Annotated in this window: 9 protein-coding genes and 1 pseudogene; 8 read left to right on the top strand and 2 right to left on the bottom strand. The window is 42.9% G+C overall.

The window, feature by feature from the left end:
• Positions 1-308 precede the first annotated feature (308 nt).
• The 3 genes from RM368_RS08570 to RM368_RS08560 all read left to right on the top strand — a co-directional run bounded on the left by RM368_RS08570 (position 309) and on the right by RM368_RS08560 (position 3296).
• Complete coding sequence (locus tag RM368_RS08570) at positions 309-746, top strand: hypothetical protein (protein ID WP_322693685.1); 438 nt, start codon at positions 309-311, stop codon at positions 744-746.
• A gap of 137 nt (positions 747-883) precedes the next feature.
• On the top strand, positions 884-1738 hold the full coding sequence (locus tag RM368_RS08565) for a DUF4351 domain-containing protein (protein ID WP_322693691.1): 855 nt from the start codon (positions 884-886) through the stop codon (positions 1736-1738).
• Positions 1739-2003: 265 nt separating this feature from the next.
• Positions 2004-3296, top strand: coding sequence for a hypothetical protein (locus RM368_RS08560; protein ID WP_322693684.1), 1293 nt, complete (start codon positions 2004-2006; stop codon positions 3294-3296).
• Positions 3297-3540: 244 nt separating this feature from the next.
• On the opposite strand, the gene RM368_RS08555 is transcribed toward RM368_RS08560, so the two are convergent.
• Together RM368_RS08555 and RM368_RS08550 are read right to left on the bottom strand one after the other, a co-directional pair.
• Entirely contained in the window at positions 3541-3960 is a 420-nt protein-coding gene (locus RM368_RS08555) for a leucine-rich repeat domain-containing protein (protein ID WP_322693683.1), read from the bottom strand.
• Positions 3961-4155: 195 nt separating this feature from the next.
• Positions 4156-4254: pseudogene (locus RM368_RS08550) on the bottom strand (transposase DNA-binding-containing protein); the annotation flags it as partial.
• Positions 4255-4635: 381 nt separating this feature from the next.
• On the opposite strand from RM368_RS08550, the gene metH reads away from it, so the two are divergent.
• The 5 genes from metH (at position 4636) to RM368_RS08525 (ending at position 16142) form a co-directional block, all read left to right on the top strand.
• Positions 4636-8163, top strand: coding sequence for a methionine synthase (metH, locus tag RM368_RS08545; protein WP_322693681.1), 3528 nt, complete (start codon positions 4636-4638; stop codon positions 8161-8163).
• A 377-nt stretch (positions 8164-8540) separates the two neighbouring features.
• Positions 8541-9182, top strand: a complete 642-nt coding sequence (locus tag RM368_RS08540; RefSeq protein ID WP_322693680.1) for a class I SAM-dependent methyltransferase — start codon at positions 8541-8543, stop codon at positions 9180-9182.
• Between the two features lie 222 nt (positions 9183-9404).
• Positions 9405-11393, top strand: a complete 1989-nt coding sequence (htpG, locus tag RM368_RS08535) for a molecular chaperone HtpG (protein WP_322693679.1) — start codon at positions 9405-9407, stop codon at positions 11391-11393.
• Positions 11394-11551: 158 nt separating this feature from the next.
• Positions 11552-11788, top strand: coding sequence for a 50S ribosomal protein L28 (gene rpmB, locus RM368_RS08530; RefSeq protein WP_322693678.1), 237 nt, complete (start codon positions 11552-11554; stop codon positions 11786-11788).
• 1174 nt (positions 11789-12962) lie between these two features.
• A complete protein-coding gene (locus tag RM368_RS08525; RefSeq protein ID WP_322693677.1) occupies positions 12963-16142 on the top strand; it encodes a GAF domain-containing protein in 3180 nt (1059 codons plus the stop codon).
• Positions 16143-16216 lie beyond the last annotated feature (74 nt).

Below are 16216 nucleotides of genomic sequence, written 5' to 3'. Positions count from 1 at the left end.
CGCAATTGCTGATTTGGAGTTCGCAATTGCTGATTTGGAGTTCGCAATTGCTGATTTGGCGAACGCAATTGTTGATTTAGCGAACGCAATTGCTGATTTGGAGTTCGCAATTGCTGATTTGGAGTTCGCAATTGTTGATTGCACTTATTCTCAAACAACAAATAGATATGAAAAATGAGTAAAAATACAGACAAACTCGTAATTATTTCGTTGAACTTTTAATGAAATAAATCCACAAAACTACTCATTTCAGGCAAAAGGATACTCCACTATGTTGAAAAAGGAAATTTTAAACAAAAGGATATATCATGTCTTTAAGAACTCGTAGTTCTGCTGCTGTTGACAAAGCCCAACTTCGTCTCGCCTTGCTTAAATCCGTTGATGAAAATCTGGATTTAGGATATGGATTAAACATTGAAGCCTACAACCACCTCATCAATACTACCCGTGCGACGTTAGAAGCTCATAACACGCTTGTATCCAATCTTGAAGAATCGCGTAAAACAATAATCCAGATGGATAAAGCCCTCTCCGAAATGTCTGAAAGAATGCTAAGTGGAGTTGCAACTATCTACGGCAGAAACAGTATACAGTATTCCAAAGCTGGCGGCTCTAATGGAAAAAGAAATAAAAAATCTATTTCAAAAGTTGCTCCAGTTGTAGCGGTTCTTTCCACTGAACCGATTCAAGCTGCAATTGCGAATGCGTCAACTAACGGTAAAAGCACAACTCCTTTGCTGCAATAATCCACTTTCTGCATAAATCTAGTGCGTTGTCAAGCATAAATTTGTGTATTAAAAAACTCCATTCACTTATGGGTGGAGTTTTTCATAATTCCATACCCAAATATGCAATTCGACCACAACATATCAAATATACGCCCTTGAGTTACGATAACACCTGCAAATACCTCGCGGAAAAATACCCTGGTGACTTTGCCAGATGGCTACTTGCATCTGACACCTCAGATATCCAAGTACTTAAAACCGAACTCAATCTCGAACCGATTCGTGCTGATTCGGTGACATTCCTGCAAATCGCCAACCAAATCTTACATTTAGAGTTTCAAACGACACCAAAATCCAAAACCCCGCTTGATTTTCGGATGCTGGATTACTACACCAGATTAAAACGAGAATACTGGTGTGATATTGAGCAGGTGTTGATTTTTTTACAACCCACCTCCTCAGAAATTGTTTTTAATACTCAGTATGTAGATAAAAAAACCAGACACGAGTATCGAGTGATTCGTTTATGGGAAGAAGATCCCACACCACTGCTAGCTAACCCTGCACTTTTACCACTGGCGACATTAGCCAGAACCGACTCACCCGCAGACTTATTAACTCAAGTCGCTACTGCTGTCGATATGATTGAAGAAACAGATGAACGACAGAACATATCAGCTTGTGTTCAGGTTTTAACTGGTTTGCGGTTTGATAAAAGTTTGATTACACAGCTTTTCAGAGAGGAAATTATGCAAGAATCTGTGATTTACCAAGACATTCTGCAAAAAGGAGAAGAACGAGGAAAGAAACAGGAGGCACTACAACTGATTATGCGTCTTTTAACACGTCGGGTTAGTGCAATTGAGCCAGAGATAGAACAGCAGATTCGCACATTATCTATTACTCAACTAGAAGATTTAGCCGAAGCGCTATTGGATTTCTCCAGTTACAGCGATTTAGTGAATTACTTAGGAAATATTTCTTTACCTCAACCTAATCAGGAAGATTAAGAAACTAAGCTACCGATAGCATCTCATAAATAAGCGATCGCCCTCTTTAGCACAACCCAGCAAACTAACGTAAATCTTGGGTTTTGTCTCTAGAGAGAATTACAGCCTCTCCACCACCTCATACCGTTTCACCATAAATTTGATACAGATGCAAACGCCCAAACTTATGCTACGTCTTAATTTTGAATTTTGAATTTTGAATTTTGAATTTTGAATTTTGAATTGGTATCACCTCCTTATTTTCCTTGAAAATATCTGAAAATATATGAAATTTAGAACCTTTAAATATCCTTTCGCACTCATCCTAGTCAGCTTCGGTTTTGTGCAGATAGCTGATGCTCAAACTCCTGTAGCTGAAACCTCCAAGCTATCTCAAGAAGTTTCTGTACTTCGGAAACAGGGTCAAAAAGGGTTAGAAGTATTTCTTAAATCCCATGCTAATACATTAAATACCGCTTCTTCAGGAGCAGTTTTACCTTCTCCTGCACTTCGGCTAGCTTTAGACGAACTTTGTCAACAACGAGACTGTTACGCCTCTCATTTGTATTGGTACACTGATATAGAACAAGCCAAAGCTGCTGCTAGAGCCAGTGGTAAACCCATTCTATCTCTGCGGTTATTGGGTAGGCTGGATCAAGATTTGAGTTGTGCTAATAGTAGATTCTTCAGAGTAGCACTGTATCCGAATGTGGAAATTTCTAAACTGCTTCAAGACCGTTTCATTTTGCATTGGCAATCAGTCCGCCCTGTACCCAAAGTAACTATTGATTTTGGCGACGGACGCAAGTTGGAGCGAACGATTACAGGCAATAGCATTCATTATGTATTGGATGCATCAGGTCGGCCAATCGATGCTATTCCAGGGTTATATAGTCCCAAAGCATTTTTGCGGCAGCTAGAGCAGGCTGAATTAGCAGTAAAAAATTACAGTAAACTTACACCAAGCGATCGCGAGTCTTATTTAAGAAAATACCACAGCGATCGCTTAAATTCTATCCAAGCCCAATGGGTTGCAGATTTATCCCGCCTGGGTATCCAATCTCCTCCTAAGTTGGCAGAAACTCCTAGCAATCCCACTCAACCACCGACAGCAGAAATAGCAAGCTCTCTAGCAGTTTCTAAAATGAGAGTTGAAACGCCAATGTTAACTGCTCTCCAGTCTGATGCTGAACGGAATCAAAACGCCTTAACTGAAATTACTGACCAGAAAGTTTGGGACAAAATTGCTCAACTCTATGCCGCAGATGTCAAGCTAGATCGAAACAGCATCTCTCTAATTAGAGCTAAAAAGTCTCAATCTGCCAACACTCAAGCAGATAATTTGCCGATAATAGTGAAAAATTTTGAAGCTACAATGGCTTTAGATACAGTCAGAAATGAATATATGCTGCACAGCCAAATTCATCAATGGTTTATGCAGGGTAAGCAAACCAGGAGTGTGGAAGCGCTCAATGAACAAGTATACGGAGAACTATTTTTAACTCCTAGTTCTGACCCTTGGTTGGGGCTTTTCCCTAGCGACAGCTACAGCGCCATTGATAATGATGGCATTCGTTAGTAGCTCATGATAAGCATCGCTAACCTTGCAATAATATTCACTCATTCACGAATATAAAAGACTCATTAATGGAGTTCAAAAACTCGTTAACGGAGCTAAAAGACTCATTAATGGAGTTCAAAGGTGCATTACGCTTTCGCGCTAACACACCCTATTGGACTGACACAGCTAAAATAGTGCATAAAATTTAGCTTTTGTGGGGCGGACAAGATGTCATTGGTGTCAACTTAGCGTGAAAGCCAGCCTATAACCAGCTTTTAGATATCGCTCCTTGTTTGACAATCTCAGGCGGCGGCGAGTTCAATTGTGGGTTGTTAGCGAGTGATAGCCATGTCAAGTTGGAGAGTTGACCGATTTCTGGCGGCAAGCTACTTAATTTATTGTTAGCAAGGAATAGCACCTCCAACTTGGAGAGTTGGCTAATTTCTGGCGGTAGGCTGCTGAGTTCATTGTTAGAGAGGTATAGCGTTATCAAGTTGGAGAGTTGGCAGATTTCTGGCGGCAGGCTGCTTAGTTTATTGTTAGCAAGGAATAGCTCTCTCAAGTTATAGAGTTGGCTAATTTCTGGTGGCAGGCTTCTTAGTTTATTGTCAGAGAGGTTTAGATGCGTTGCTTTTTCTCTGGCAGCTTTTTCTATAATTTGCAACAGTTCTTCGTTCGTCACCAGCAAACCTCACAAACTATGTAGCAATATTTACTAGAATAGTGTATTGCAGGAAATCGGAAATAAGGGTAGATTCGTGTGTTCTATCTACATGAAAACTGCTTTATAATGTTCAAATTAGCAGGGTGCGGGCTACGCCTACGCAGCGATGAAACCAATCCATAACTACTTATCCCAATTATCTTGATGGAGAAGTTGTGCTGACAAATCTTCGATGATGCGTATTAATCGCTTTGTACGCCTAGCGTCTCCTAAATCTGCTTGCTTCAATTCTTCTGTTGCCCATTCTTGCATTCTCTATCACTACCATCAGCTACATTCTTCTCTCAAAACTATACCCATCAATACTTTCAGTCTGATTTTAAGTATTTTGTATAAATCTTAAGAAAGATGTGACTAATGGATAGCCGTTTCGGGGAGAGGTTTGGAGAGGGGTTATTAGTATACTTTGCAACTTTTTAAACAACCTCTCAAGTTGGCCAGTTTGAGGTAGCACTCTGAAATATTGATTCTGTCATCGCCAACCTTGAAAAATCAGGTAAAAATGAGCAAATGGTGAGTTTCAGCAAAACAGACTTTACTAAAAGATGCCGAAAATATCACAATCTTGGAAAATAATAAAGTAAGTCGAGTATCACAAGACTCACTTGATTTCCTCATTTATTCTAGGAAAATATGACTCATTCTTTCCTTGAACGCCTGCGTAGTCCAGATAGCCCAGTCCTCGTCTTCGACGGGGCGATGGGAACCAACTTACAAACCCAAAACCTGACTGCTGAAGACTTCGGCGGCCCGCAGTATGAAGGTTGTAACGAATACCTAGTCCACACGAAACCCGAAGCTGTCGCTAAGGTTCACCGTGACTTTCTCGCTGCTGGTGCAGATGTCATAGAAACCGATACCTTTGGCAGTACATCCCTGGTGCTGGCAGAATATGACTTGGCAGACCAAGCCTATTACCTTAGCAAAACAGCCGCAGAATTGGCGAAGCGTGTGGCTGCGGAATTTTCCACGCCAGAAAAACCCCGGTTTGTGGCAGGTTCTATCGGCCCGACAACGAAACTCCCTACCTTGGGACATATTGACTTTGACACCATGAAAGCGTCTTTTACCGAACAAGCAGAGGCGCTGTGGGATGGTGGGGTCGATTTATTTATTGTGGAAACTTGCCAAGATGTGCTGCAAATTAAAGCGGCGCTGAATGCCATTGAAGAAGTGTTTGCCAAAAAAGGCGATCGCCGACCGTTGATGGTGTCTGTGACAATGGAAAGCATGGGCACAATGTTGGTTGGTTCAGAAATCAGTGCTGTGCTGACGATTCTGGAACCTTACCCAATTGACATTCTCGGTCTTAACTGCGCCACTGGCCCAGACTTGATGAAACCACATATCAAGTATCTATCAGAACATTCACCTTTTATAGTTTCCTGTATTCCCAACGCGGGTTTACCTGAGAACGTCGGCGGTCAAGCGCACTACCGACTGACACCGTTGGAATTACGGATGTCGCTGATGCATTTTGTTGAAGATTTGGGTGTCCAAGTGATCGGGGGTTGCTGTGGGACGCGTCCAGAACACATTCAACAATTGGCAGAAGTCGCTAAAGGTCTGAAGCCAAAAGTTAGACAACCTAGCTTAGAACCAGCAGCAGCATCAATTTACACCACTCAGCCCTACGAGCAAGATAATTCTTTCTTGATTGTTGGCGAACGTCTCAACGCCAGTGGTTCCAAGAAGTGCCGCGATTTGCTTAATGCGGAAGATTGGGATGGACTGGTGTCAATGGCGAGGGCGCAAGTAAAAGAAGGCGCACACATCCTCGATGTTAACGTCGATTATGTCGGACGCGATGGCGTGCGAGATATGCACGAATTAGTTTCGCGCATTGTGAATAATGTGACATTACCTTTAATGCTTGACTCCACCGAATGGGAAAAGATGGAGGCGGGTTTAAAGATTGCCGGTGGTAAGTGTTTGCTGAACTCCACCAACTACGAAGATGGAGAACCGCGCTTTTTGAAAGTGCTGGAATTAGCGAAAAAGTACGGTGCTGGTGTAGTCATTGGTACTATCGATGAAGATGGAATGGCACGGACAGCAGACAAAAAGTTTGCGATCGCACAACGCGCATACCGCCAAGCTGTAGAATATGGCATACCACCCACAGAAATATTCTTTGATACTCTAGCGTTACCAATTTCTACCGGGATTGAAGAAGACCGAGAAAACGGTAAAGCCACAATTGAAGCGATTCGGCGGATTCGTCAAGAATTACCTGGATGTCATGTGATTTTGGGTGTTTCCAATATTTCCTTTGGTTTGAATCCAGCTTCGCGGATGGTGCTGAACTCGGTGTTTTTGCACGAAGCGACAACGGCGGGAATGGATGCAGCCATTGTCAGCGCTAATAAAATTTTACCGCTCTCTAAGATTGATGCCCGCCATCAAGAAATTTGTCGGCAGTTGATTTATGATGAGCGGAAATTTGAGGGTGATGTTTGCGTTTACGATCCTTTGGGAGAGCTTACCACAGCGTTTGCGGGGGTGACAACTAAGCGCGATCGCTCCTTAGATGAAAGTCTCCCCATCCCAGAACGTCTCAAGCGTCATATCATCGACGGCGAACGCATTGGCTTAGAAGAACATCTCAAAAAAGCCTTAGAAGAATATCCCCCGTTGGAAATTATCAACACCTTCCTGCTAGATGGGATGAAAGTTGTCGGGGAATTATTCGGTTCTGGACAAATGCAGTTACCCTTCGTTCTGCAATCTGCGGAAACCATGAAAGCGGCGGTGGCGTTTCTCGAACCGTTCATGGAGAAATCGGAATCAGGCAACAATGCCAAGGGAACCTTTATCATTGCCACAGTCAAAGGCGATGTCCACGACATTGGTAAAAACTTGGTGGATATCATCTTATCCAACAACGGCTACAAAGTGATTAACCTGGGAATTAAGCAGCCAGTAGAAAACATCATCAACGCTTACGAACAGCACAAAGCTGATTGTATAGCCATGAGTGGTTTGCTGGTAAAATCCACCGCCTTCATGAAAGAGAATTTGGAGGTATTCAACGAAAAGGGAATTAGTGTCCCTGTGATATTAGGTGGTGCGGCGCTGACTCCCAAGTTTGTCTATGAAGATTGCCAAAATACCTATAAAGGTAAAGTTGTTTATGGCAAAGATGCCTTTTCAGACTTGCACTTCATGGATAAATTAATGCCAGCAAAGGCAACTAATAACTGGGAAGATTTGCAAGGATTTTTGAACGAAGTCGAAACGGCTGAAGTTTCGACTAATGGTAACAAACAAGCAAAAGCTAAGACTGCTGAAGAAACATCTGCTGAACCAAAAGTAGTAGATACGAGACGTTCCGATGCTGTGGCGATAGATATTGAACGTCCGACACCGCCTTTCTGGGGAACGAAGTTATTGCAGCCTAGTGATATTCCCATTCAGGAAATTTTCTGGCATTTAGATTTACAAGCTTTAATTGCTGGACAATGGCAATTCCGTAAACCAAAAGAACAATCCAAGGAAGAATATCAGGCTTTCTTGGCTGAGAAAGTGTATCCAATTTTAGAAAGTTGGAAACAGCGAATTATTGAAGAAAATCTGTTGCATCCCCAGGTGATTTACGGATATTTCCCCTGTCAAGCCGAGGGGAATTCTCTACATATATATGACTCAGAGAACCAATCACAACAGGTTACAACTTTCGAGTTTCCCAGACAAAAGTCTTTAAGACGGCTGTGCATAGCAGATTTCTTTGCACCGAAGGAATCGGGAATTATTGATGTCTTCCCAATGCAGGCGGTAACTGTGGGTGAAATTGCCACAGAGTTCGCCCAAAAGCTGTTTGCTGCCAATCAATACACCGATTATCTGTATTTCCACGGTATGGCAGTGCAGATGGCGGAAGCTGTAGCTGAATGGACACACGCCAGAATCCGCCGAGAGTTAGGTTTTGCTGTTGAAGAACCCGACAATATTCGGGATACGTTGGCACAACGCTATCGTGGCTCCCGGTATAGTTTTGGCTATCCAGCTTGTCCCAACATTCAAGACCAGTACAAGCAACTGGAGTTATTGCAGACTGACAGGATTAACTTGTATATGGATGAAAGCGAACAACTTTATCCAGAACAGTCTACCACTGCGATTATTACCTATCATCCGTTAGCAAAATACTTTAGCGCGTAGAATTCTACTCGTTAAAGCAATAACCTTGGTGTTAGTGATATTTTATTCCCCTTCAAAGCCTCTTTCCTTCTAGGCTACGGTGTTGTATACAAGTCCTTCTCACCCCCTCTAACTCCCCCTTAGCAAGGGGGAGAACCGGATATTTCCCCCTTGATAAGGGGAAGAACCGGATTATGTCCCCCCTTTACAAGGGGGGATTAAGGGGGGTAAATCCAGGGTTTAGGCTTGATTACCAAGATGTGTGTACACCGTAGCCTTCTAGGAAATGTATTGTATACAAACGAAACAAGGTATTGTTACTTTCACTATTTTTCCGGGAATCCTGTAGTTGTATACGCACCAAATTTGTTAATCTCTCAGCTTAGGTAGGCTTATTTATGCAACTCATCAGCTCGTTAGATATTAGAAATTCAGAATATTTATCCAAAAATCGCCTCATCAGTTACCATCACCAGTTGCGTCTAATTTTTTCGCTAGGTAATCAGGTAAAAAACGTTCTGGAAATTGGGATTTTTAATTCTCTGTTAACAGACATCTTGAAGAATAATGGATATAACGTCTCCACTGCTGATGTTGACCCTAGCCTTAAACCAGAAATAATTTTGGATTTGACTACAGATTTTTCCTTACCAAAAGATAAATTTGATGCGATTGTCCTGTTTCAAGTGCTGGAACACTTCCCCTACGAACAGTCAGAAGAAGCATTGAGAAAACTTGCTATTGCAACCAAGAAATTTTTGGTGATTTCGATTCCCTATTGCACTCAATACCTCTCGTTTCAGGTGAAAACTTCTTTCTCAGGCAGACCAAGGTATTTACTATTCAATGTGCCAAAATTCTGGAGTACAACGCCAGTCTGTGACGAACACTGCTGGGAAATGGGTTTAAAAGGATATCCTAAAAAGCGGATTTTAAACTCTGTTGCCAAAGCTGGGTTAACTGTTAAGCAAGAATATATCGATCCCAGTTATCCATACCATTATTTTTTGGTGTTGGAGAAGAATTTTAGTAATACCTAAACAGCAATCTGTGGAGAGTGGGGAGTCGGAAGTAGGGGAATCCGAATCAGAAAATGGCGGCAAACAATGCTTAAAAAAGGTGCGATCGCCTAAGTTATGCTTTTAAAATCCTAATTGGTATCATGCCCTTCTGTGTTCTCCGGGTTTATCCTGGAAAACAGATGGCTAGGTTGTATTACCTACTATCATCATTTCAGATACTAACATCGAAAATTACCAATTATGCTAGAACAAGGCACTATCAGTATTCATACTGAGAATATTTTCCCGATCATTAAGAAGTCGCTCTATTCAGATCATCAAATCTTCTTGCGGGAACTGGTATCCAACGCTGTAGACGCCATCCAAAAGCTAAAAATGGTATCCCGCGCCGGCGATTATGCTGGAGACATCGGCGAACCAGAAATTGAAATTGCCATTGACAAAGATAAGAAAACTCTATCAATTTCCGATAACGGTATCGGGATGACCGCAGATGAAGTTAAGAAATATATCAATCAGGTTGCCTTCTCTAGTGCGGAAGAATTTATTCATAAGTATGAAGGCAAATCAGATCAACCGATAATCGGCCACTTCGGTCTTGGTTTCTACTCTTCTTTTATGGTGGCGCAAAAGGTAGAAATTGATACCTTATCCTATCAAGAAGGGGCGCAAGCGGTTCACTGGTCTTGTGATGGTTCCCCAGCTTTCACTCTCGAAGAATCTTCTCGGACAACTCGCGGTACCACTATTATTCTCAGCCTGCAAGGGGAAGAAGAGGAATTTCTCGAATCAGCACGAATCAAGAATCTTGTCAAGACATACTGCGACTTTTTGCCAGTCCCCATTAAACTAGACGGCGAAGTAATAAATAAGCAAAAAGCACCGTGGCGAGAGTCTCCGAGTAATCTAACTCAAGAAGATTATTTAGAGTTTTACCGCTACCTGTATCCTTTTCAGGAAGAACCTTTGTTATGGGTACATTTAAATACAGACTATCCCTTTATCATTAACGGGATTCTGTATTTCCCGAAAATGAGGCCGGATGTAGATGTTACCAAAGGACAGATCAAGCTATTCTGCAATCAAGTTTTTGTTAGCGACAACTGCGAAGAAATTATCCCGCAATTTCTGATGCCGATGCGGGGTGTGATTGATAGTACCGATATTCCCCTAAATGTCTCGCGGAGTGCCTTGCAAGGCGATCGCACCGTGCGGCGAATTGGTGATTACATTGCCAAAAAAGTAGGCGATCGCCTCAAAGAACTTTTCCGCGATAACCGCGAACAATACATTAGCGCCTGGAAAGACCTCGGCACTTTCGTAAAATTCGGCGTTCTCAACGACGAGAAATTCAAAAAACAAATCGAAGATATCATCGTCTTCCGCACCACCGCCAAGCTGACAGAAAAAGTTGCTGCTGAAACTCCAGTGGTTGAAGTCCAGTCTTCAGACGGGGATGCTTGGCAAGATGTCACTCCTTCACCCAGTTCTGAGAACTCAACTCCCAGCGCTCCTTATACTACGCTGAAAGAGTATCTAGAACGCAACAAAGAACGCAACGAAAACCGGGTTTTCTACAGCACCGATGAAGCGACCCAATCTACATACATAGAACTGCACAAAAATCAAGGCTTGGAAGTCCTGTTTATGGACTCCTTCATCGACACCCACTTTATCAACTTCCTAGAGCGGGAATATCAGGATGTCAAGTTTACGCGGGTAGACTCAGATTTAGATAATACTCTGCTAGAACAAGATAAAGATAAGGAAATTGTCGATCCCAAGACGAATAAAACTCGCAGTGAGACGATCAAAGAGTTATTTGAGAAATCCCTCAACAAACCCAAACTCAACATCCGTACCGAAGCGTTGAAATCAGACGATCCTCAAGGGACACCACCTGCGATCGTGCTTTTACCAGAGATTCTCCGCCGCCTGCGCGAAATGAACGCTATGATGCAGCAGCAGTCAGCAGAGTTTCCCGAAGATCACATTTTGCTGGTGAATACTGCTCACCCGCTAATTCAAAATCTGGCAAATATTAACCAAGGTAGTATCATTCAAGGTAACGGTGAATCGTCTACAGATCAGTTAGTCAACTTGATTTGTCAACACGTTTACGATTTAGCTCTCATGTCTCAGAAAGGATTTGACGCTGAAGGAATGAAATCCTTCGTCGAGCGATCGAATGAGGTACTCACCAAGCTGACGGAACAAGCGAGTAAATAGTGCTGAGTGGGAAGTTAGGAGTTAGGAGTTATTTCTCCCCTGCTTCCCCTGCTTCCCTGCCCCCTGCCCCCTGCCCCCTGCCCTCATCTCCCCACTTCTGCTGCCTAAGACCTAAAATGGAAAGGCTGTATTAAAATAACAATCTGGAGATAGTAGCTATGTCCCGTCGCTGTGAACTAACTGGTAAGAAGGCAAATAACGCTTATTCTGTTTCCCACTCCCACCGCCGTACTAAACGCCTTCAGCACGCTAATTTGCAAGACAAGCGGGTTTGGTGGGAAGGCGGAAATCGCTGGGTGAGATTAAAGTTGTCTACCAAAGCAATTAAAACCCTACAAATTAATGGGTTAGAAGCAATGGCAAAAAAAGCTGGCATTAACCTAAATCATTACTAAGTAATAGTAGATTTTATAACCCGATACTTTTGTAGGGTGTAATATTAGGTGATTCGTCGGGGCGCACTGCTAGCAGTGCGCCCCTAGTGTTTATCCCGCTTTTGTCACTCTCCGGGAGAGTAATCCCTAGAAGCCTCATCAGGCAATCAATACAAGCTATCCTATTAGAAAAAAATGGGTGTTGTATTTGTTATTAGAAAAAAATCGTGTTCACTCTTGGTAGAGAAAAGCTCTAGAATTCAGAAATGGCAAATGTTTTCGGAGAGTGACAGAACAGGGTTATAGCGGTTCCCATTCAGATGAGGTACAAGATTAACGTGAGTTCGACAGACCTCTCCCGGACAGCCTCCCTGTCCTAAAAGGCGAACGCGTTGCGTCTCCCCTTGGGAGAGGGAGGAGTAACGAGAAAACAAAAGTTTTTGCTCCCCTCTCCTGGTAGGAGAGGGGCTGGGGGAGAGGTCAAAATAGTACTCGTCGAACTCACGTAAGATTACATCGCAAGGTGTAGGGGCACGGCATTGCCCATTGGTGTCAACTTAACGCCAAACCCCTTGTCCGCCGGGAATTGAAATTCCCGTCTCATCGCTAAAGTCATCTGAAGATGACTAAATATCGCCAAAAATCTCCAGTCTACTTCAGTAGAGTTAAGCTAAAAGCCGGAAAATTTATTTCCGGGTGGGGATGTAAGCCAACAGATAAGCTATTTCCAGCTGAAGTTGAACCTATGGCAATATGAGCGCCCAGATTATGCAACTTGAATAGTGATTAGCTTAAAGAAACAGGGGACAGAAGCAATATAGATGTGTACTGAGCTTTTTGACGCAATCAATATGAGTTATTTATGTAATTTTTACACTACGGATAAATTCCGGTATTTTTGAATAAAAATACTTACCAGTTTTATATTTTTCAGAATTGAAATTAGACCGCTCTATACCCAAAATTAATTATGAATTGATTTTGTCATTGCTCAACACTCTAAACAAGAGGTCGAAATAGAGATTAACTGAATAAATAGAGAAACTGCCTGACCTCGAACAACTATCAACGAGGCAAAAGAAGCCTTGATAGTAAACTAAAAGTAATCAAGACTCTCCACTAACTAAGACTAGTTGAGCAATTACAAATAAACAAGGGAATACTGAAAATAGGTAGTCTATTTTATTTATAATTTATGACAGCGAACAGTTATGGAACGTCGAACCACTTAGACCTGCAAGATTGTCACAAACAGCTACAGCTAACGGTTCAATATCAAAAAATATTGGCGAGGATTCTGGCTAAGATTCGCGCATCTGTAAATATAGAATCCCTCTGTTCGACTTCTTGTCAAGATATTTGTCGGCAATTGAAGATTGAGCGAGTTGCAATCTATCGCTTTAACACTGACTGGAGCGGTAGTTTTCTCAATCGTTTTGGCTTTGCAGAACATCCTTGGGATGCATTGACTGCCTTTGGACAGGATTTGGTTTGGGAAGATTCACATTTGCAAGAAACTCAGGGAGGGCGATATCGCAAAAATGAGCCGTTTGCTGTGGCTGATATTTACGATGCAGGGCACGCTCGTTGTCATATTGAAGTATTAGAACAGTTTCAGATTCGGGCGTATGCGATCGCACCCATCTTCATCGGCCCAAAACTGTGGGGAATGCTGGCAGCCTATCAACACTCCGCTCCTCGGCAATGGTATCCTCACGAAGTTGAATTTTTCGCTCAAGCTGCCAGCCATCTTGGCCTAGCAATGCAGCAGACAGAAACCCTAGAACAAACCAAACAACGCACAGCAGAACTGCAAGATGCGATCGCGCGGCAACGGGCTTTGACGGAAGTAGTAGGAAATATTCGCTCCTCTGTAAATACCGAAATTATTCTAGATACTGCCTGTCAGGAACTCTGCAAACTCCTGAAGTTAGAGCGGGCGGCAATTTACCGCTTTAATGAAGATTGGAGCGGCGAATTTGTCAGCCAATTCGGGATGGTAGAGGCGCAGTGGCATAGAATCAATCCCTTTGGCAAAAATCTCGTTTGGGAAGATACCCACCTCCAAGAAACCAAAGGTGGACGCTACCGCAATAACGAAAGTTTTGTTGTCAACGACATCTACCAAGCCGGACACTCGCGTTGTCACATGGATATTTTGGAGCAATTTAAGATTCGGGCATATACCTTAGCACCCATCTTCATCGGCCCAAAACTGTGGGGACTGATAGCAGCCTATCAACACTCCGGGCCGCGCCAATGGGCAAATTACGAAGTGGAGTTTCTGGGACAAGTAGGGGCACAATTGGGAGTCGCGATTCAACAAGCCGAGAATTTAGCTCAGTCGAAACAACAGGCAGTTGCCCTCAAAGATGCGATCGCAAGGCAACGAGCATTAACTGAAGTAGTCGGGAAAATTCGCTCCTCTTTAAATATTGATTTAATTCTAAAAACTACTTGCCAAGAAGTATGTAAACTGCTGCGAGTTGAGCGGGTTGGCGTTTATCGCTTCAATCAAGACTGGAGTGGCGAATTCGTCAGTAATTTCGGCATGGTTGAGGCACAGTGGGACAGTATTAATCCCTTTGGCAAAAATCTCGTTTGGGAAGATACTCACCTTCAAGAAACCAAAGGCGGACGCTACCGCAACAACGAAAATTTTGCTGTAGAGGATATTTATCAAGCTGGACACTCGCGCTGTCACCTCGATATTTTGGAGCAGTTCAAAATTCGCGCTTATGCATTAACCCCAATTTTTGTCGGACGGAATTTGTGGGGATTGCTGGCTGCCTATCAACATTCCGCACCGCGCCAGTGGGATAGTGTGGAAGTGGAATTTTTGGGACAAGTTGCTAGCCAACTAGGAGTGGCACTGCAAAGTTCTCAAATGGTGACTCAAATTCAAACTCGCGCTGATGAACTGCAACAATCGGCTGAACAGCGCCGGATTTTATTTGATTTGGTCGTCAAAATTCGAGAATCTTTGGATTTAGAGACGATCCTTAAGACTACAGTACAGGAAGTGCGGCGATCGCTAAATACCGATCGAGTTGGCATTTTCCGCTTCGATCCTAATGTTGGTTTTTGCAGTGGTGAATTTATTGCTGAAGATGTCTTACCCAAGTTCGATTCTGCCCTCGCCGTGAAGGTGCAAGACTATTGCTTCGGCGATCAATATGCACCCCAATATCGTCAAGGGCAAGTGCAAGTAATATCTGATGTCAACAGCGTTGGCTCCAAAGTACCTCATCTGGATGTAATTGAGCGATTCCAAGTCAAAGCACAGATTATTGTGCCGTTGATGGAAGGGGATGAACTGTGGGGGTTGTTGTGCATTCACCAATGCACCCATACACGTCATTGGGAAGAGGCGGAATTGGAATTTGTCACCCAAGTGGCGGCTCAACTCAGTGTAGCACTGCGTCAAGCCAACTTATTTCAACAATCTAGTTTGCTGGGTCAAACTCGTGAAGAAGCGAATCAACTCGCCCAAGCACTGAATGAACTGCGTACTGCCCAAATGCAAATTATCCACGCTGAAAAAATGGCCAGCTTGGGGCAACTGGTGGCGGGAGTTGCCCATGAAATTAATAACCCGATTAATTTTATCCACGGCAATTTAGAACACGCTCACCAATACACGCAAGAATTGCTTCGCTATATGCAACTTTATTGGCATCATTATCCTGATGCCGCACCAGAAATCCAAGAGTTCTTCAAAAAAGCCGAAATAGCGTATTTGGTTGAGGATTTACCTCAATTATTCCAGTCCATGCAGGTCGGCACTGAACGCATTCGGGAAATTGTCACATCTTTGCGGAACTTCTCGCGCCTAGACGAAGCTGACTTCAAACCAGCAAATATTCACGAAGGCATCGACAGTACATTAATGATTTTACAAAACCGTTTGAAGCCCTCAGGTGATAGCCTCACCATTCATGTGAGCAAAGATTATACTACTTTACCTCTAATAGAATGCTATCCCGGTCAGTTGAATCAGGTATTTATGAATTTGCTGTCTAATGCCATTGATGCTCTAGAAGAACGAACCACAAAGGAATCTTCTGAAGCACTGGCAAAAAACCCCTGCAAAATCCAAATTTCTACCTCCCTGCTCAATAAAGATTGGATTGTCATTCGCATCGCCGACAACGGACTCGGCATAGATGAAAAAGTCCTCTCTCGACTGTTCGATCCATTTTTCACTACTAAGGTTGTCGGTAAAGGTACAGGGTTGGGACTGTCTATCAGCTATCAGATAGTTACAGAAAAACACAACGGTAAAATATACTGTCAATCTGAACTTGGCAAAGGTACAGACTTTGTGATTGAGTTGCCAATTCGTCAGGTAACAAATAAAAAAACCAGTAGCTAAAGTTAAGGGGTTAGACCAGGAATAAGTATAGAGGTAAAGTGATGATTTTTATGCATTATCTGAAAAATTATCAC

Origin of the sequence: Nostoc sp. DedSLP03 (assembly GCF_034530815.1) — a bacterium.
Lineage (GTDB): Bacteria > Cyanobacteriota > Cyanobacteriia > Cyanobacteriales > Nostocaceae > Nostoc.
Note: the sequence above shows the minus strand (reverse complement) of the source record. Positions and strands in the feature narration are given on the sequence as shown.

Coding starts and splice junctions, on each gene's coding strand:
- RM368_RS08570 (WP_322693685.1), top strand. CDS start 309: ATGTCTTTAAGAACTCGTAGTTCTGCTGCTGTTGACAAAGCCCAACTT.
- RM368_RS08560 (WP_322693684.1), top strand. CDS start 2,004: ATGAAATTTAGAACCTTTAAATATCCTTTCGCACTCATCCTAGTCAGC.
- metH (WP_322693681.1), top strand. CDS start 4,636: ATGACTCATTCTTTCCTTGAACGCCTGCGTAGTCCAGATAGCCCAGTC.
- RM368_RS08540 (WP_322693680.1), top strand. CDS start 8,541: ATGCAACTCATCAGCTCGTTAGATATTAGAAATTCAGAATATTTATCC.
- htpG (WP_322693679.1), top strand. CDS start 9,405: ATGCTAGAACAAGGCACTATCAGTATTCATACTGAGAATATTTTCCCG.
- rpmB (WP_322693678.1), top strand. CDS start 11,552: ATGTCCCGTCGCTGTGAACTAACTGGTAAGAAGGCAAATAACGCTTAT.
- RM368_RS08525 (WP_322693677.1), top strand. CDS start 12,963: ATGACAGCGAACAGTTATGGAACGTCGAACCACTTAGACCTGCAAGAT.